This is a genomic window from Gemmobacter nanjingensis, assembly GCF_014652195.1.
Taxonomy (GTDB): Bacteria; Pseudomonadota; Alphaproteobacteria; order Rhodobacterales; family Rhodobacteraceae; genus Gemmobacter; species Gemmobacter caeni.
Window position 1 is genome coordinate 47,871 of sequence record NZ_BMYI01000021.1, and the last position, 17,417, is coordinate 65,287.

Genomic DNA, 17,417 nt, shown 5'->3' on the forward strand with positions numbered 1-17,417 from the left:
ATTCCAGCCTTCGTGAATGTGGCCTGCGTATGCGGCAAACCTGGCGACCCACTGCCCATTCTTTCAGATCTTATTCGGCCCGCTCTGCGAGTTTCGCTGTGAAGCGGCCCATTCGCGCGAGGGCTTTTTCTTGTGGCGGCGTGAGAACTTCCAGGTCTGGCCGCCGTTCCGTCTTGGGGGTCACGACTCTGTCCGCCATGATCTCTGCCGCCAGCTTCGGCGCGGACACCGCCGGTGGCTCGGATCCAGCTTTCACCTTCTCAGGCCGCACGAAATCCACAACTACCTTCTGCACGGCCTGCCGCTCCAACTCCTCCACCCGCGCCGCCAGCGCCCGTAGGGTTGCGCCGTCCTTTGATGGATAGGGCAGGGGCCCGGACTGCGCTTCGAAGAGCGTCTTGAACGTCGGGTCATGGAAGTAGACGATCCGATGGACGAGGAGCGGGTTCTGCCGCTCCGGGATGAGGATGGCCTGATCCGGGTTCAACCTGCGCACCTCGTCGGGCGTCAGGAGCGGCCGCTCCTCCATTCGTCGGCTCACCGACCGCCGCTGCATGAAATCCCGATCCCGTGACACACTGTCCGACACCGAAAGCTTGGTCGTCTTGCCCAATGCGTCTGAGATTTCCCCTGCCGTCTTCTTGTCGTTGGCGGCGAGGTAGAGCTTCATGCCGGCGGCGGACTCAAGCGACATGCGGACGTTTTCGCCATAGATGTTGTCGAGGCCGGGGATCGACTGGGTGATGATCGAGACCCGCGCGCCGTGACCGGCGAGCTGTTTCAGGGCCTGCTCGACGATGGGCATAGGCCCGAGTTGGTCGAATTCATCGAGCATGACCATGACGGGCCAGAGTTCGGATTTTGGGTCGGGGAGGGTGGAACGCATCGTGGCGATGAGTTCGCCGAAGAAGAGCCGGACGAGCGGCGACAGGGTGCGGATGTCATCGGCGTTGACGACGACATAGATCGACATCGGGCGCTTGCGGAGATCCGTGAAGGAGAAGTCGTTGCCAGATGTTGCGCGATCTACCGCCGGGTTGTTCCAGAGGGTCATGCCCGCGCCGCCCAGGACAGAGGCATGGGAGGACAGTGTCCGGTCGGAGTAGCCTGCAAACTTGCGGAAGGTTTGGGCGGCGTTGGGGTGTTTCACCTCTTCGGCATGTTCGCCGTAGACCTCCTGGGTCGCACCCCGGCCAAAGAGAATGCGGCTGATCTCGCCGATGGTGGGCTTGCCCCGTTCAATGGCCAGAAGGCCAGCAGCCACGAACAGCTCGCGCCCTTCGGTCAGGAAGTCGCCCGCCGTCCCCTTGTCCGAAACTGTCAGGAAGTAGTCCGAGATCTTGGCGAGTTCCGTGTAGCGCTGTTCCAAGTTTTCAATGCGAGCAACGCGTTCGAGCGGGTTGTAGCGATGGGTCGGATGTTCAAAATCGAATGGCGAGAAGCGATAGACCGCATCGCCCTCCGCTTGCCGGTGCCGAGACGTTGCTTCGAAAATCTCGCCCTTCACGTCAAGGACGACGATGCTGCCGTTGAACAGAAGCGTGTTCGGGATGACATAGCCCACGCCCTTGCCGGCGCGGGTGGGCGCGACAACCAGACAATGCGGGAACTTCTGGAACGTGGCGCTGACGTAAGGCGCGCGCTTTGAAGGTGCCCCGAGCTTGCCGAAGACCATGCCGGCGCCCAAGGGCTGCAAGAGACCATTCGCCTTCATTTCAGGGCGGGCCTGGAACTTGGCCTGACCATAGCCTGTGAGCTGCTGGCGGAAGGTCAGGGCGACGGCGGCAATCGTGAAGAGAACGGTCGAGGCACCGACGATCTGCCAGGGCAGAACCCAAGGCACGGACGACAACCGCGCGAAACCCGGGAATTCTTCGATCAGGACGAAGATGCCGGTCGCGTTCGGATCGCGGCCCAAGATCAGGTTCAGAGCGAGGCCGCCGGCAATGAGGCCCACGAGGAGCCCGGCCGACAGACCGAGCGGGAGCAACAGCGCGATACGGTGCATGGTCAGAATTCCCGGTCCTTGGCATGTGTCCGGTCATGAACAGGCGCGCGCGCATGTTCCGGCGGCTTGTTCGCGGCCTCGGCAGCCATCCGGCGCTCTGCAGCCTCGACCTCATGGGCGCTGAGGCCGAGGGAAGGGTGTTCCTTTGCCGCGGAAACAACGGCCGCTGCCATAGCCTGGCGGGCGCTCGCGTCGGGAACATCCTTGGCCAAGGCATCGGTGCGCCCGGCGGCCATGTCTTTCAGGACGGAAGCGCCATAACGCTCCTTCATCTCCTCAGTGAAATCCCGTGCTTGCGTCTCATTGCGGAAGACGACGGAGCCTTGCTGGGCATGGAGTTTCGCCATCTTGTCCAGGGCCTCGACCATGGGATCACGGGCTCGCGACAGATCGATGCCGCGGGCGGACTGGATCATCTCAGCGGCGCGTTCGTAGAAGCGATCCAGGCGTTCGGCGGCCGCGCTGCGGCCTTGCGGGTTGTCGAGGTCATAGCTGTGACGCTTGGCGACGTCGCTGAGATCGGATTTCACCCAGGCTTCCTCTTCGCGGGCGTTTGCAGTCCCTGTCTCGAGTCGAGACTGGAGCTTCTTGGCTTCGATCCCCGCGAGATTTGCCGTCAAGCTCAGGACTGCATGAAGCGTCTCGCCGCGACCTTTCTCGAGTTTGGTCTCTTCATCACCGATGACCACCGAATTCGGTCTGATCGCCGTGCTGTAGAGTGTCGAACGTGGAGGGGCCTCGCGCCCGGCCTGATCTCTGTCGAGACCAAAGGCTGCCGCGGCTTCCTTGGCGATACCCAGCATTTCGGATCGCAGCTCTTCCTGTTGCTCGGACGGCAGTCGGTCGATCCGGGCATCCGACTGCGCCACCCAGGCGGAGATCGCCCGCGCGGGATCAGCCGTGAAGTCGCTGTGCAACCTTTCGTCTTCGACATGGGCCGTGAGAACCGGGCTCTCGGCCAGATGCCTGGCCAGGGCCTCACTCAGCGGCCCTTCATCCGGGAACTTGGCCAGAACCTCAGCTCTGCCGTCGCGGCCATAAGATGTGACCGCGAGAAGGTAATCGGGCAGAAAGCCTGCGGAGCCCTCGCCGTCGACAAACCGGCCAGTGCCAAGCGTGACCTCAGCCTCGGGAATGTGCTCGGCCACCACCTTCCGGAAATCCGGATCGGCGACGAGCCGCTCGGCCAGATCGCGGCTTGCCTCGGTGTCTCGGCCAAGGGTCAGCACCAGTTGGGCCTCTTCGCCCGCGTAGATCGCGGTTTCCGGGCGGGGGAATTCCGGCTGTTCCCGATGTTCGAGCACGAGGCCCGACGGCCTGCGGTCTGCATCGTCGCCCATGTCGCGATCCATGGCCGCGGCCCGGCTGACGGCAATCTCCAACCCCTCTTCGCCGCCTTCGTAGAAATCCCAGGCGTGGCGCAGGGCCTCCCGGCTGGTCGCAAGAGTCCGGTCCGAAAAGCTGATCTCCGCCTCGCCTTTGGGTGACCTTGCCTCAAAGCCCGCATGCACCCCCCTGCCGGTCCTCATCGCTACCGGTCGCAGTTCGACATCCCGGTCTGTATCTACCCAATCTCCGGTCGCAACCACCTGCGGCTTCTCCGACGTGACGACCTGACCAACCTGCGCTTCCGCTTCCACCACGCCTTCCCGGGCCTTCACCGCCGCCTGCAAAATGGGCCCTGGCGCAGGTTCCTCCGTCCGGTCAGACCAAAGGCTTGCTGCCTTCTCGGGCTCGCGGCGTGCAAAGGCCTCGAGGTCGTCTTTCAGCCCGGCGTCCAGCCGCTCGACGACATTTGCGCCATCCCGGCCGTTTGTGACCTTCTCAAGCCGCTCGGTGATCGAAGCCTCCATCGCTGACAGAAACCCGGCCCGGAATTCTGCATCGGGGGCGTGCGAGTCCGGCAGCGACTTGAAATACCGCGTCACGCCGCCTTCGTGTGTCCCATGGAGTTCCGTGCGGGCAATGGTCCGGGCGGTGTTGCCGTCGACATGGGTCACCGAGGGCCGCTCAGCCGGATCGGCCCGGAAGAAGGCCTCGCCGGCAAGACGTGGATCTTCGAATTCCTGAGAAGTTCCGGAAAAGGTCAAACGGACGGAGAAGTATGCTTTCTTCCGCTCTGGGACCCCACGGGTCCCACCAGCCTCGGGCTCTTGGCTCGCGGCGCGCCCTGCGGACCCGTTTATCTGCTGGCCGTCAATGTCCTGGTCCATGAATGCAACCTTTTGGCTCGCTGGCCGGTCAAGTGGGGAAGAAGGGCTGGGAGACCGCAGCCTGTCAGTCGTCGAGCCCAGGGAAATACATCTCCATGATCCCGCGGCGGTCGCCCTGGCGGCCCATCTGCAGGATCACGTCGATCGATGTCTCGAGGTAGCGGATGACCTCGGCGAAGCTGAGCTTGGTGCCCTGTGCCATAACGAGAAGCGCCAGCCGGTCCATCGCTTTGCGCGCCGAATGGGCGTGGAGCGTGGTGAAAGAGCCGGAATGGCCGGTGTTGATCGCATCGAGAAACGTCGCGGCTTCCGCCCCGCGCAATTCGCCGAGGATGATCCGGTCTGGCCGAAGCCGCAGGGTCGCCTGCAGAAGCTTGTCCGCCGAGCGGGGCGAGGCCTCGTCACGCTGCGCGATCAGGCTTACGGTATTGGGCTGGCCGGGCAGGAGTTCGAGGGAATCCTCGATGGTGACGATGCGCTCATCGGGAGCGACCATCTCCAGAAGCTTGCGGCCGAGCTCGGTCTTGCCGGTGGAGGTGCCGCCCGAGACGATGACGTTCAGCCGCTCAGAGACGAGCCGCCCGAGAAAGGCATCGACATCCGCCCCTTCGGATCCGGCACGGATTTCCGCGACCATGACCCGCCGTTCCTCTTCCAGAGACTTCTCCTGTCCCCGCAAGAAGCTGAAGGAGCGCGGCGCGCGCCGATGATCCCCTTGTCGCGATCGAAACACCCGGATGCCGATGACCGTGCCGCCAGAGACAGCAGGTGTGCCGACCACCTGACAGCGCAGCATCAGATCACGGTAGCGAACGGCGGCCGAGACAAGCGGTGCGGCTTCCGTGAAGGTGTTCGAGGTCGAATTGGCGATCTGCGCGGCGAGGTCGCGCACTGAGCGCGCGGGCAGGGGTGCAAGCCCGCTCGGTCCCATATGGATTTGCCCCGACCTCTCGACCCAGATCGTGCCATCGGCATTGATCGCAAGTTCCATGACGGCCGGGTCAGCGAGTGCCGCGTCGAGTTGCCCGAGATAGGTATCGAGATAGCTCATCAGTAGAACTCGATATCGGCGTCGACCCGGACCATGACGACAGCCCCCTGATTGACGCTGATCGTCGGCGGGATGCGCAGGTAGTCGGCCATGACATCATTCACCGCCTCACCGAGGTCATTGCCGACGTTCTCGGCGGTGTCGGATGCCACCTCGTCGCCTTCGTATCGGGCGGCGGCGATCGCAGGGACGGCCCCGATCACCGAGATTAGGGCGGCGGTGCCGAAGCGCTGCAGGAAGTGGTTGCGCACCTTGCCGGGAAGGCCGGAGCGCCCGATGCGGTCCGTGCCGTAAGCTGCGAGTTCCACGGACTGGCCATCGGTGGTCACGATCCGGTCCCAGGCGATCAGCACCCGGCGTTGACCTGCATCGACCTCGGAATCGTAACGGCCAAAGAGACGGGAGCCGCGCGGGATGAGGACGCGGGACATATCGAAGGACCAGACATCGTGACTGACCACGGCGGCGACATTGCCGGAAACATCGGTGCTGACGGCGGTCTCCAACGAGGCCTCGATCAGGGTGCCCTGCATAACGGTATAGGCAGGGTTGGCGATTGCCTCCGCCTGGCGGACCTCGGCCGACTTGGCCGCCGCGCGCCGGAAGGCCTCATCGCCAGTGGCAGCGGCACCTCCACCTCCTGGACCGGTCGGAGCTGCGCCACCCGTCTCCCCGCCCATATCCATGGAGGAGCGCATCGCGACCATGTCGGAGTGGATCTGGGCTTCCTTCAGCATCTCGGCTTCCTGGCGCCTCCGAGCCAACTCCTCTTCGCGGGCCCGGGCCGCTTCGGCCTCGGCGTCACCCTCGACGAGAGCCTTGGTCTCAAGCTCGGTCTGAAGCCGGATGTTCTCGCGTTCGAGGTCGGAGAGGGCCGCCTCGCGTGCCTTGGCATCGGCATCGAGGGCCGCCAGTTGTGCTTTCAGATCCGCGAGCGCCGCCTCATCGGTAACGGTCACCGGATTGGCCTTCAGATCGGCGATCTGGGCGTTCAGGGCTTCAATCTCGGCATGCAGCCGGTCCGCCTCGGAAGTGTCCGTGACGGCAGGGACGATCTGCGGCTTTTCTTTCGTGATCGAAAACCCGTCGGCGCCTTGCGCGCCTTGGAAATCACTGACCGAGGCGGTTTCCAGCCCGGGTGCCGGGGCAGGGGCCTCCGGCGCGGCGAGGACGAGCCAGGCCCCGACGCCGACGCCCGCCACGGCGGTGACGGCCGAGAGGGCATAGGGGTTCACGCCGCTGCGACGCTTTGGTGCTTCGGCAGGTTTCATGCGAGCCATGCGCGCGGCGAGTTTCCTGTCCTGATCGTCCTCGCTCATTGAAGGGTCCCCACGTCCGCGGTCACGCAGACATAGTCATCTCCGTAGCGCAGGACCCAGCGTTCCGAGCGGGTGCTGACGGTGATCGTGGTGCCGCGCACGGCGGAGTTGACCGAGTATTCCTGCCCCTTGGCATCGGCCCGGAAAATCGTCGGCATCGGTGCGCCGGGCGGGATGACAAAAGTGGTCTTTCGCCCATCGTCAGAAATCGTCACCGGCGCGAAGTCCGGCAGCCTCTTACCCTTTTTCATGAGTTTGTAGGTCATCGGCAGGGTCGCCGGGATGTCTGTTTCGGGCGAGGTGCCGCGGGAACTGCCCGGCACGGTGAATTTCACCGAATAGTTCGGGTTGGCCTTGGCGCTTTCGGTCACTTGCAGGAAGTAGATGTTCTTCTGGGTCTCGACCGTCAGGTTAGTCGTGGCACCGGTGACCACGGGCTTGATGATGAAGAGGTTCGACCGCTCGAGCTTGTCGATCTTGAAGCTTTCGAGGTCACCAATGGCGATGGACTGGATCTTTTCGCCGTCGCCCAGCTCGACGAGGGTCACGGTCCGGAGCCGCGTGGTGATCCGGTAGACCTGACCCTCCTGGTAGGTGGCATAGGTCACCCGAGCGTCATGACTGCCGGATTTCGGGGAGGTCTCGGCAAGGGCGGGCAGGGAGGCAAGGCTGGCCGCAAGACCCGCCGCGAAAAATGTGAAGCGTGGGGTCATGTCAGCCTTCCGAAGGGGTCAGGGCCTCGGACGTGAGGCGGTAGTCGGTGACGAGGAACCCGGTCGGGTTCTGCCAGACGAGATTGAGTGCGGTTTGTTTGGTCGGCTCGAACCGGTAGGTGACGGTCGCGGTAAACTTGCCCTCCCGGTCGGGGATACCCTCGCCATCCGAAACCCAGGTCTTGGTGAAGCGAACTTGTGCGGTGGTCTCGGTCACCGGCGTGATCGAAAGGATGTCGACCCGGACCTTGGAGCTCTCGCCGTAGAGCTTCGGTGGGTAGTTCGGATGCCCTTCGGTCCAGAGCGCCACAAGGGACGACTTCGCATTGGCCTCAGACCAAGTATAGGCGCGGAGGATCCGTTCCTCATTGTCATGTTGATCATAGGTTTCGCGGTCGGTGACGTAGGCGAAGAGGAGGCTTTGGCGGATCGCTTCGACCTGTTCCATTCCGGCCTTGTCGACCGCCACCACGCGCTCGGCCACGCCGGTGTCCTTGTCGACGATGGCGAGGAAGGCCTCGGTCTGTTTCAGAGGCAGGAGCGTGACGATGGCAATCATCCCCATGAGGCCGATGGCGAGACCGCCGCCCGCCACCGCATAGGCGATGCGCTCGCGCTTCTTCACGCCAAAGAACATCTCGGCCTCGAGAAAACTTCTCAGTTCAGGGGGGGAACCTGACATGATCTTGCTCCGGAAAATGGGGGTGGCGCAGATTTGAGGGCGGTTGGTCAGCTGTCGCGGATGAACTGGCCCAAGCGCGCCCTTGCGGCATGGCCGCGCTCGGCATCAGATCGCGCCTGATCGCGTAGATAGTGATGTTCGGTCTTGCCGGTCATGAAGCCAGAGCGGAACTCGTTCATGCGCCGTGCGGAATAGTCACTGGCCTTTTCCAGCGGCTTGCCCGCAACCCGCAGAGCCTGGGGCGCAATGCTGGCAAGGCTGATCTGGCCGGTGATATGCGTCACGGCATTCGGGATGGCCATCAGAGCGAAAATGCCGACGAAGACGATGACGAAGAAGCCGAGGATCGACCCGAGATCGGTTACCGCATCTGCGTTTCGAAACACGTCATGCGCCACCGTGACGACGGCGACGATGATCCCTGCGGAGGCGACCGGGTACATCAGATAGCCAATCATCGCCGAGAGCCAGGCCTCGAAGATGCCCTTGGTCTTCTCGAAGATCGTGGCCCCGATGGCGAGCGGGGCGACACCCAGAAGGAAAGCGATCATCAGCTTGGCGAAGCCGACGATGAAGACATAAACCGCCATCAGGATGCCGAGGACGACATAGAGGATCGCGGCAACGAAGCCGCGCATGATCGAGGACATGGCGGCGGAGACCGAGTCCACGTTGCCTGCCATCATGTTGGCCATGTCATCCATCGCCGCAGTCGCGGAGGTGGCGACACCGCTCCCGCCAAGGCGGAAGTACTCAATCGCCATGGAACTCAGCCCGTTGCTGGCGGCCTGATAGATCTGGCTGAAGTTTGACCAGGTGAGACCGAACATCAGCACCATGACGATGCGGAAGGCGAGCTGCACCGCGTCGCGCATGGCGATCCGGTAGACATTGAGGGCAGCGTTGATCCCGACCATGACGAGGAGGAGCGCGAGGAGGCTCGAATAGATCGGGCCGACGGCACTGGCCGTTGCCTCGAAAAACCGCTGGCCCGCCGTCGTGATCGCCGCATCCAAAGTCGTCAGAATGGTCGAGACGCTGTCCATCAGAAAGAACCGCCACACATGGTCTCGGCGATGGGAAACAGCTCATTCGAGGCGTCGAAGATCACCTTGGTGTCCTGCCAGCTCAGTTGCTCTTCTCCGGTTTTTTTGCGGATAGCTGCTGCAATGAGGTCCACGTCGGACCAGGCTGCAACCTTCCCTGCACAGGTGCAGTCGCTTGTGTCGATCACGTTCCGCACCTTCACGTAGCCATAGATATCCCGATAGGCACGGGCCTCAGGCCCCTTCTGGCTCATGGCATATTCCGGCGGCCACTGAGACTCACAGTTCCGGAATTCTTCGTTCATCGCGCCCGGGACCGGCGGGACGTCGTCCGGCACGTCGATCTTCGGCAGGACGTCGAGGAAGGCTTCTTCCTGCGCCAGATCGGTCGGGGCAGGGGTCTCGGCCGTGGCCATTCCCGTCAAGAGGGTCGCCAGGATCAGCGCCGTGCTGAAGGGTTTCGCTTGCAGCATCCCCATTTTCATTCCTCCCCGATCACTTTGATGAACTTCTCTTCCTCGGCGGCCGTGGCGGCATCCATGACGCCGGCTTCCCCCATGCCCATGAGCTGGGCGGATTCCATGTTCCAGATATTGGCCATGGCGATGGACAGCTCGGCCGTGACCCTTGTGTTAAGGTCTATGGCTTCCTTCAGCCCTTCGGTGTCGGGGATCTCCTGGACAAGATCGTGCACCCGTTCGAGACTTTCGGACGCCTTGACCGAGGAGGTTTCCGCGGCGGCCGACAGGAAGGCGGCCGTGTTGGCCTGCGTGCCGATCCGCGCCGCACCCGGGTCCTCGCTCTTCGAAAGCGTGTCGACCGTAGCCGTGTCGAGACCGACCGAGGCGAAGAAGTCGGACACATATTGTCCGGCCGGCTTGTCGCCGACCTTGCCCGAAGTCGTCATCAGCGAATACTTCCCGTCCTTCGCTGCGACCAAACCTCCGGTCAGGTCAGCGACGTCCGGCAGGATGTCGTCAAAGAAAGTGTCTGGGTCCGGAATGCCCAAGGCCTCCAGCGTCAGCCCGTTCCGGAGCGCGTCAAGCTGCGCCTTCAGGGTGGTGATCTGTTCGATCTGCTTCAGGATCTGCTCGTCGAGCTTCAGGTTCGACGCGATCATCTCGCGCACCTGAAGTTTGGCTTGCGCCAGAACCTCGCCGATTTTGGCGATGCTGGTAAGGTCGATGGTCGGCACACCCTGAGCCGTCGCTGTCAGCGGAAGCGCCAGTGCTGCAGAGAGGAGAAGGGCACTGACGCCCCGGATGCGCTTGGGGATCATTCGGAACCAGCCTTTACCTTGATGAATGTTGCGTCGCGGGCGTAAGCCTCGATCCAGAGCGCGTAGCGCGCCTGTTCGACCTTGACCCTTGCGGCCTTGACCCGCTCGACCATCAGCGCGATCCGCACCGCCTCAGCCCGGGCATAGGTGTTAAGATCCAGCGCTTCCTTTGCCGACGTGGTGGTCGGGATCTTCTCGATGAGGACGCGAAGCCGTTTCAGCGAAGCCTCGATCTCGAGGCTTGCCTCCATTCCATAGTGCAACCCGGCGTCCGAGACGTTGGAAGCCGTAGCGATCGCCATGTCGCGGGGATCGAAGGTGCCAACCTGGTCGATGCCACTGATCCGGCCCGCATAGGCGTTGAAATACCCCGTAATGCGGACGACGTAATCCTGGGTCTCCTTGAAGGGCGGGATGCCACCGTATTTCGAGACATTGCCGGGGCCGGCATTGTAGGCGGCCAAGGCCAGCGGCACCGAGCCGAAGCTGTTGAGCTGGGTCAGGAAATACCGAGCACCACCATCAAGCTGCAGCATCGGGTCGTCGTAATAGGCCGGATAGATGCCGAGATCCTTTGCCGTATCCGGCATGACCTGCGTGAGGCCGAAAGCGCCGACAGGCGAGCGTGCCCCGATGGAAAACCCGGATTCCTGCTTCACAAGGCTCTGGAACCAGATGCGGAACTCGACCGGATTGAGACCGGCCCGCGCGAGACCCGGGTGGCCCGCGTATTTCTTCGCCGTGGCGACGATCATCTCTTCGATGCCGGTCTTGCCATCGCCAAAGAGCCGTGCCGCATAGGGGCTGTCATCTTCGACGTCATAGAGCACTTGCGCCTCGGCTCCCGGGATCACCTCGAGATCGCCGATCCATGGCGTGGTGCCCGTCATCATCGCCAGCGAGGCGTCTAGCGCATCGAGCTGGTCCTGATGCAACTCGGCAATCCGCGCCTTCTTGTCGGCCTCAAGCTCCCGCGCGCCGCTCAGATAGCTCATCTGGGCGATCTCGTGCTCATGCTGGATGATCGACTTGCCGTCGGCAATGGGCACGCCTTGCGCGAAACCCGCCAGCGGCAGCGCTGCTGCCATCAGGGCAAGTGCCCTGACGGATCGGGGAGACTTAGCGGCAGGGAATGACATCGATAGGCGAGGTGTTGCCGCGCGAGACAAGGCCCGCATCGGGGCTTGCGCCCTTGGTGGAAGTTGTCACAGTGGAGCCAGCGGTGGCCCAGCAATTGGTTTTGGCGATCGGCACTTCGGCGCAGCCCGCGAGGCCGAAACATCCGAATCCGATAAGCAAAGTTATGTAATATATTGATTTCATTTGGTAATCATTCCTTCCAGAATTTGGGCCGCGCGGCATAGTCAGCGCCGAAGGCATTGAGCCCGGCCTGACCACCGCCAAGTGCTGTCAGCAAAGGCCCGAGTGCCTTCAGATCGACATTGAGGACGGTCGAACCGCGTGGGGAGCGTGACAGGACCAGTCGCTGACCCGGGATCGGGTTCAGGACGAAATCCAGCTCGCCATCGGTCAGGCGGAAACTTTCGTAGTCGGCCGAGGCCGCCTCGCCGTTCGGGAACAGGAGCTGGTTCGGCAGCGCTTCCAGGATCGACCGGGCTTTCGATCCCCGGATCTGGCTCGGGAACTGCGTCATCATCACGACCACCACGTTCTTCTTCCGGGCCGTCACCAGCCATTCAGCAAGCTTTTTGGCGAAGTATTCGTCGTCGAGAACCTTCCAGGCCTCGTCGATCAGAATGAGCGTCGGACGCTTTTCCTCGATCAGCATCTCGATGCGGCGGAAGAGATAGCCGAGGATCGCGGTGCGCTCGGTGCCGAGGTCGAGAATTTCTGTCAGATCGACAGCCGTCACATCATGGCTGGTGAAATCCACCACCGGCTCTTGGGCCTCGCCAAAGACCCAGCCATAGCGGCCGTCCGGCCCCCATTCGCGGAGACGCTGCGCCAGATCGAGGCCGTCGCCGACATCGCCAAAAAGCTCCTGGAAGCTCTGGAAGTTCCGCAAACCCTCGCGCGCCTTGCCGTTCTGCGCGATAGCGGACTTGAGGGCCTCGGACTGCAGCGGCGTCATCGGCCCGGAGCGGGATTCGAGAAGTGCCACCAGCCAGTCGAGAAGCCAGGCTTCCCCGCGCTCTGCGGCCTCGGTCGCGAGCGGGTTCAGACCCGTCGGGCGTCCCGCGCGAACTTCGGCATAACGACCGCCGAGGGCATGCACGGCCATCTTCAGACCGGCTTCCTTGTCGAAGATGATCGTCCGGCCGCCTGCCCTCTGGGCTTGGGCAGCAAGGAAAGCTACCGTCGTCGTCTTGCCCCCACCGGATTTGCCGAGGACGAGGGTATGGCCGTTGGTCGGTTCCGCAGACGGATCGCCCGGTTCGTGGAAGCTGAAGCGATGAAGCGACCCCTGAAGGGTCTGGAAAGCGGTGATCGGCGTCTCCCAAGGGAGGCGCGCCTTTTCCGTTCCCGTGTCGGCGGCGTGGAGGGCTGCCATGTCGGCGAAATTGATTGAAGACACCGTCATGTCGCGCGCCCGATACTCCATGTTGCCCGGGTGCATGGCGAAGAAGGCGGCCTCAAGCGCGGTGACCTCGCGCACGACCCGCATGCCATTCTGATGCGCGATGCCGCGGATGCGGGCGACTTCTGCATCGAGCGCGGTTTCGGTTTCCGCGAAGACCGTGATTGTCATCTGATGAACGCCAAAGCCAAGCGTGCCGCTTTCGGCCTTGTCAGCCGCCTCGAAGAGCTGGGCCTCCACCGTGGCGGCAATGTCTTCCGCCGATCGCATCTGGGCTACGCGGCGCTTCACCCGCTCGGCGATGCTGCCGCGTTCAATCGGCGTGTAGCTGTGCGTGATGATCGTATCCTGCGCGGCCCCAAGCGCGTCGAGCATTCCCGGCCAGGTCGCATTGGCGTAGGATTTGACATAGAGAACGGCGGCAAGCTTTGGGGTGGGCGTCCCCTCTTCGATCTCGACCACGCCTTTGCCAAACTGCACGGAGGCACCGGCGGCGTCTTCCGCGAGGAGGCAGTACGGGCTGCGCGGATGGTCCCGCAACTCGCCGGTCAGGAGCGAAGCGTAGAAGCCGACCAGGTTACCATCGCTGATCTTCATCCGGCGGGTCTTGATGCCAAGACCGGTCTCGAGGATGGAGGCCACCTCGCGCAATTCTTCCAGACGGCGGGCGGTGTCTTCGCCCCAGACCCGGGCGGCAGCTTTGCCGAAGAGCGGAACAGCCAGCGGCGCGACCTGGCGCCGAACCACTGTCAGGATCAGCACCGAGTCCTGCAGGTTGCGGCGGGTAAGCTCCCTGCCCCAGGCCCTGTCGATGTCAGCTGCAAAGCTGAGCCCATGGATCGGCACGATGCCGGTGTCCGCTGGTCGCATCATCCGGTGCAGATAGAAGGTGAAACGCTCATCGAGCGTGTCGATGAGATGCGCGAAGCCTGCCCGAAGAGCTGAGACTGCAGCCGCCCCGGACGTGACGCCGTCGATGCCGGTCACCTCAAGCGACAGCATCAGCGCATCGTCCCTTGTGCGGACGACCTCGTCATCAAGCTCGATGACGTAAGGCAGATGGGCGTAGATCTTCGGGCTGGCCGGGATCAACCGCCCTGCCCTGCCCTTTGGCTTGTCCCGCTCAAGAAACATGGCGCCGCTTCCGGTTCAGGATGGCGAGCGGTGTCACTTGCATCATGACGGCAAAGACGTGATGCCCGTTGGGGTTCACCTTGGTGGCAAGACGCGCGAGGCCGTACCAGACCGGGGCAGTCAGGAACCACCAGACCGGTTTGAACAGGATGAAGGGCAGCACGGTCATCGCTCCCACTGCCATGGCATAGGGCATCGGCAGGCCCAGAAACCTGGCTTGCCGTGAGAGCCCGAGGATGACCGCGCTTTTCTCCATGGGTCCTGGCTCGCCTCAGCTGAAGGATGAACGGAGATTGGCGACAATGGCGGGCCCCGCGAACACGAGGAAGGCACCGACCACGACCAGCGCCACCCAGGCCCAGGAGATGCGGTTAAAGGCGGCAAGGAACCCGGTGACCACGAAGGCGATGCCGAAGAAGGCAGTCGCGAGCGTGCCTCGGAATGAGGCGAGGATGCCGGTCGCCACGGTCTCGGCCTTAGTAAAGACCACCTGGGCCAGGGCAGGTTCGGCTTGCGCCAACACCAGGGTGCAAAGGGTCAGGCCCAGAAGAGCCACTTGTTCGTTACGCATGTCTTGGATTTGTCCTTCTGGTCAGAGATCGGCGAGGATGCGGTCGTAAGCCGCCATCACCTTCACGATGTGGGATTGGGTCTCGTCGTAGGGCGGGATGCCACCGTATTTGCGCACGGCGTCGGGCCCGGCGTTATAGGCGGCAAGCGCAAGCTCAAGGCTGCCGAACTCGTCCATCTGCTCGAGGAGATAGCGCGCACCACCGTCAAGGTTTTCGATCGGGTCGGCCGGATCGACGCGCAAATAGTCCGCTGTTCCGGGCATCAACTGCGCGAGGCCAAGGGCACCGGCGTGGCTGACTGCCCCTTGGATGTAATTGCTCTCAACCTTGATCATCGCCTGAAAGAACGCGGCCCATTCGGCGGGTGAGAGGTCCAGCGCCAAGAGAGCCGGATCATCCTGATAGCGGGCAGCAATTAGCCGGATCGCGGGTAGCACCTCAGCCGGTGCCGCAACGCCCTTGGAGCTGAAAGAGACGTCGACTGTCTCCCCCTCCCCTTCCCCGGCTTCTTCGTCCTTCGCAAGTTTCTCCGGGACAATCAGTCTTCCCTGGCCGTCATAGCGCAGCACGGCGGTATCAAGAGAGGCGAGCTTGATCTCTGCCCCCTGCCCCTCCGGTTCATTCCACCGGATCACCTCGGCCTGCGAGGCTCCGCATGCCGCGCCTGACATCGCCAGCGACAGCAGGCACGTCGAGATGATCGAGGGCAAGCTTGCCGAAGGCGAGGCCGAACATCCCGATCGGCGAGTTGACGATCCGTTCCCGCGCAAGGGCTGTAACCAGCATGAAGCGTTCGCCCGAAGCGTTGACGACATAGAACAGCCACTCGCCCGAAAAGCGCCCTTCGGGGTCCGGCGCAGAAACACACTCGATCTCAACCGTCGCTCCCTCAGTGGCAGCCATCTTGCGGAAATCGCGTTCCAGCAAGACGGGCAAAGCACGTCTTCTCGTCGTCATGGGTTCCCCTCGGGTTCGATCTGTCGGGGATCGTTGTAACGGAAAGTTTTCCGTGCGGCGATGCCTAACAGAAAGTCTGGCGCATACAACGTAAAAATGACAAACACGATAAAATAAGTCTGCAAGGCGATCAGCCCAAGGCGCCCGCGGCATGGGCGGTCGGACGGCAGACGACAGGGGAAGGATCAGAGATGTCGACAAAAGCAGGCGCCCGGCAAGGTTCGCACGGTCAACGAAACAAGGGAAATCGCACCCCGTTTCCGCTGCCGCTCCGAGGGCGCCTCTTACGCCAGGTGGGCGTGCTGCGTGTCGCATTCACCGTCGTAACCTGCGCCCTGATCAGTGTGGACACCGCCGCCGCGCAACCAGCGGTGATTCGCTGTCTGCCGCCCGAAGCACCGATGACCGAGCTGCCGCTAGACGTTCTGGCCGAGTACCGCACAGAGATCGCCGCAGAGTTCGAGGCGTATTTCTCCTCGATCACCGAACACATCGCCTGCCTCGATGAAGAGCGCGCCCGCGCCATGGACGAGGCCCGTGCTGCGACCGAGGCCTACACTCGCCTCATCAACACCATCCCTGTCAGAAAGGATCTCCCGTGAAACGTCACCTCCCTGCCCTGCTCCTCGGCCTCGGACTTTCGACTGCCGTCGTATCACCGGCAGCTGCCTATCCGGTCGACTGCGCGATCCTGCTCTGTCTCGCAGGGGGCTGGCCCGCCTCTGCCGAATGCGCCCATGCACGCGCGGTCTTCATCCGCCGCATCACACCCTGGCCGATCCAGCCGCCGCTACAGATCTGGAACTGTCCGATGCGGGCGAGTGTCCGGCAGGAAGCGAAACCGATTGAGCGCTTGTTCGACATCGCTGTTCGCGGTGAACCGGTGTCGCTCGTTTCGATCCCGGAAACGCCGCTGGCGCTTCAGCTTGTCCAAGATCGAGCGGATGTCGACATCTCCGATCCGGCGTTTGACTTCGTCCGCTCGATCCGCGTGTTCGAGATCACCTACCAGCAGCGACGCAGCTCTGATGGCGACTGCAACAGCCGAGGCACCGTTTACATGGGTACCTACGGAGCTCAAGGCGACTACAGCCGTCGTCGGAGCAGCGTTTCTGCGGTGCCGACCGCCTCAGACTTCGCGGTGCCGGCCGACTGTCGCAGCTATTGGCACCGGTCGGTCTTCGTCGAGTGGCGCGACTATGAAGGAAGCTACGGACACGAAGAGGTCCACTACTGAAACTTCTCCACACGCAATCTGACTAACGTAAACGCTTACGAGCCACCCGGAATAATGTCGCGGCTGACTGAAGGCGTACTAACAGGCTCTGCCTCAATCTGTGTGGCGCACTATCCTGAGAACGGGAAGATTCAGGAGGGATAGTGGTGATTTCAAGGAAGCACTGGTCGCCCGGGAGCGATGTTTCCGTTCAAAGCGTTGAGCGGCGCGATTCCGGCGGGTGGACTGTATCCGGCAGTCTGACACCAAACGGCATCTGCCCAGACTGTGGATTGCAATCGCGACGTCGTCACGGCTGGCGGCGTAGGCGGCTGCAGGATTATCCCGCCCATGGTGACGGGGTTACGGTAACCCTCTGGGTTTGCCGTTGGCGATGTTTGGCACCCGCCTGCCCGCGCCGGACTTTCTCGGACCAGATCGGCTCGATTGCGCGTCCTTTTGCGCGGCGCACTTCGCGTGTCGGGGAAATTGTCAGCCATCTTGGGCACGCGACCGGCGGGCGGCCTGCCGAGCGGCTCTTGCACCGCTTGGGCCTTGGGGTCAGTGATGACACGGTGCTTAGGCAGCTGAAGAACCGTGCTCAAGACACTGCCGAGCCGCCGACCGTCATCGGGATCGACGACTGGAGCTGGCGGAAGTCGCAGACCTACGGCACGATCATTGTCGA

Annotated in this window: 18 protein-coding genes; 3 read left to right on the top strand and 15 right to left on the bottom strand. The window is 62.9% G+C overall.

Annotated elements, in window-relative coordinates; translation table 11 throughout:
- Positions 1 to 70: 70 nt before the first annotated feature.
- The 15 genes from IE126_RS21885 to IE126_RS21955 form a co-directional block, all read right to left on the bottom strand.
- Positions 71 to 2,008: a type IV secretory system conjugative DNA transfer family protein gene (locus IE126_RS21885; protein WP_189382238.1), complete on the bottom strand. Its 1,938-nt coding sequence runs from the start codon at positions 2,006 to 2,008 to the stop codon at positions 71 to 73.
- Between the two features lie 2 nt (positions 2,009 to 2,010).
- On the bottom strand, positions 2,011 to 4,221 hold the full coding sequence (locus tag IE126_RS21890) for a hypothetical protein (RefSeq protein ID WP_189382239.1): 2,211 nt from the start codon (positions 4,219 to 4,221) through the stop codon (positions 2,011 to 2,013).
- A gap of 64 nt (positions 4,222 to 4,285) precedes the next feature.
- Complete coding sequence (locus IE126_RS21895) at positions 4,286 to 5,272, bottom strand: ATPase, T2SS/T4P/T4SS family (RefSeq protein WP_189382240.1); 987 nt, start codon at positions 5,270 to 5,272, stop codon at positions 4,286 to 4,288.
- Positions 5,272 to 6,591, bottom strand: coding sequence for a TrbI/VirB10 family protein (locus IE126_RS21900; protein ID WP_189382241.1), 1,320 nt, complete (start codon positions 6,589 to 6,591; stop codon positions 5,272 to 5,274). Before IE126_RS21900 ends, IE126_RS21895 begins: the two co-directional genes overlap by 1 nt.
- Positions 6,588 to 7,304 (bottom strand): TrbG/VirB9 family P-type conjugative transfer protein, encoded by a 717-nt coding sequence (locus IE126_RS21905; RefSeq protein WP_189382242.1) that lies wholly within the window; start codon positions 7,302 to 7,304, stop codon positions 6,588 to 6,590. Before IE126_RS21905 ends, IE126_RS21900 begins: the two co-directional genes overlap by 4 nt.
- A gap of 1 nt (position 7,305) precedes the next feature.
- The gene (locus IE126_RS21910) at positions 7,306 to 7,986 is read right to left on the bottom strand and encodes a virB8 family protein (protein ID WP_189382243.1); all 681 of its coding nucleotides are present in this window, start codon (positions 7,984 to 7,986) and stop codon (positions 7,306 to 7,308) included.
- A 47-nt stretch (positions 7,987 to 8,033) separates the two neighbouring features.
- Entirely contained in the window at positions 8,034 to 9,050 is a 1,017-nt protein-coding gene (locus tag IE126_RS21915; RefSeq protein ID WP_189382244.1) for a type IV secretion system protein, read from the bottom strand.
- Entirely contained in the window at positions 9,032 to 9,511 is a 480-nt protein-coding gene (locus tag IE126_RS21920) for a hypothetical protein (protein WP_189382246.1), read from the bottom strand. Before IE126_RS21920 ends, IE126_RS21915 begins: the two co-directional genes overlap by 19 nt.
- 2 nt (positions 9,512 to 9,513) lie before the next feature.
- Positions 9,514 to 10,311 carry a type IV secretion system protein gene (locus tag IE126_RS21925; protein ID WP_189382248.1) on the bottom strand — a complete coding sequence of 266 codons (798 nt, stop codon included), beginning with the start codon at positions 10,309 to 10,311 and terminating at the stop codon, positions 9,514 to 9,516.
- On the bottom strand, positions 10,308 to 11,399 hold the full coding sequence (locus tag IE126_RS21930) for a lytic transglycosylase domain-containing protein (protein WP_189382250.1): 1,092 nt from the start codon (positions 11,397 to 11,399) through the stop codon (positions 10,308 to 10,310). The genes IE126_RS21925 and IE126_RS21930 overlap by 4 nt, the downstream gene beginning before the upstream one ends.
- A 242-nt stretch (positions 11,400 to 11,641) precedes the next feature.
- Positions 11,642 to 13,984 carry a VirB4 family type IV secretion/conjugal transfer ATPase gene (locus IE126_RS21935; RefSeq protein WP_189382252.1) on the bottom strand — a complete coding sequence of 781 codons (2,343 nt, stop codon included), beginning with the start codon at positions 13,982 to 13,984 and terminating at the stop codon, positions 11,642 to 11,644.
- The gene (locus IE126_RS21940) at positions 13,974 to 14,240 is read right to left on the bottom strand and encodes a VirB3 family type IV secretion system protein (RefSeq protein WP_189382254.1); all 267 of its coding nucleotides are present in this window, start codon (positions 14,238 to 14,240) and stop codon (positions 13,974 to 13,976) included. The genes IE126_RS21935 and IE126_RS21940 overlap by 11 nt, the downstream gene beginning before the upstream one ends.
- Before the next feature lie 15 nt (positions 14,241 to 14,255).
- Positions 14,256 to 14,555 carry a TrbC/VirB2 family protein gene (locus IE126_RS21945; protein WP_189382255.1) on the bottom strand — a complete coding sequence of 100 codons (300 nt, stop codon included), beginning with the start codon at positions 14,553 to 14,555 and terminating at the stop codon, positions 14,256 to 14,258.
- Positions 14,556 to 14,576: 21 nt separating this feature from the next.
- Entirely contained in the window at positions 14,577 to 15,125 is a 549-nt protein-coding gene (locus IE126_RS21950; protein ID WP_229825787.1) for a lytic transglycosylase domain-containing protein, read from the bottom strand.
- 49 nt (positions 15,126 to 15,174) lie between these two features.
- The gene (locus IE126_RS21955) at positions 15,175 to 15,513 is read right to left on the bottom strand and encodes a hypothetical protein (protein WP_141135736.1); all 339 of its coding nucleotides are present in this window, start codon (positions 15,511 to 15,513) and stop codon (positions 15,175 to 15,177) included.
- Between the two features lie 191 nt (positions 15,514 to 15,704).
- Between IE126_RS21955 and IE126_RS21960 the strand changes: the two genes are divergently transcribed.
- From IE126_RS21960 to IE126_RS26415, 3 genes are all read left to right on the top strand, one after another.
- Entirely contained in the window at positions 15,705 to 16,115 is a 411-nt protein-coding gene (locus IE126_RS21960) for a hypothetical protein (RefSeq protein ID WP_189382257.1), read from the top strand.
- Positions 16,112 to 16,750, top strand: coding sequence for a hypothetical protein (locus IE126_RS21965; RefSeq protein WP_229825789.1), 639 nt, complete (start codon positions 16,112 to 16,114; stop codon positions 16,748 to 16,750). The genes IE126_RS21960 and IE126_RS21965 overlap by 4 nt, the downstream gene beginning before the upstream one ends.
- A gap of 146 nt (positions 16,751 to 16,896) precedes the next feature.
- Positions 16,897 to 17,417 (top strand): transposase family protein (locus tag IE126_RS26415; RefSeq protein ID WP_189382259.1); only part of this gene is annotated, 521 nt, incomplete at its 3' end.